Origin of the sequence: Rhizobium rhizogenes NBRC 13257, from assembly GCF_000696095.1 — a bacterium.
In the GTDB taxonomy this organism is placed as follows: Bacteria; Pseudomonadota; Alphaproteobacteria; order Rhizobiales; family Rhizobiaceae; genus Rhizobium; species Rhizobium rhizogenes.
Map to the genome: position 1 here is coordinate 1 of NZ_BAYX01000053.1, position 567 is coordinate 567.

The 567-nt window shown below is 60.0% G+C and carries 1 protein-coding gene; it reads right to left on the bottom strand.

All coding sequences use genetic code 11. The annotated features are described in order from the left end of the window. Positions 1-567: hypothetical protein (locus RRH01S_RS34640; RefSeq protein ID WP_042477887.1), on the bottom strand; the 567-nt coding region annotated here is incomplete at both ends.

A 567-nucleotide genomic window follows, 5' to 3' on the forward strand; every position in this document is an offset into this window, starting at 1 on the left:
AGCGAAACGTCACCGCTTACTGTCTGGACGATGTTGCCATTGGCGGCCGCTGTTCTGGCAAAGTCGACACCGGAGACGATGGTGCCGGCCGTTATGCTCTGGCCCGAAATGGCAACATCGTTACCGCCGAGAATCTGGCCGCTCACATCTACGCCGCCGGCAGCCGTGCTGGAAAGAGTGATGTCCTTATGGCCTGTGACCGCATCGGCGGTGATGGACGTGCCGCTGACATCGATGGCGCCGGCTGCTTGTAGGGTTGGTGCCGCAACGACGCCGTTCACTGACACCGTCAAATCACCAGCCTGGCCGAGAACGATATCGCCGCCAGAGGCGTTGGTGGCACTAAAATCGATACCGGAGATGATCGTCTGGGCAGACAGGCTCTGACCGGTGATCAAGACATTGCCCGCGCCGAGAATTTGACCATTTACGGTGGTGGCGCCATCGAGCGTGACAGCGCCGTGCGCCGTGACAGCATTGGCGGTCACGGTCGAACCGGCAGCCTTGAGATCGCCAGCCGACAACAGTGTAGCGGTGTTGATATTGCCTGTTGAAGCGAGGTTCAGA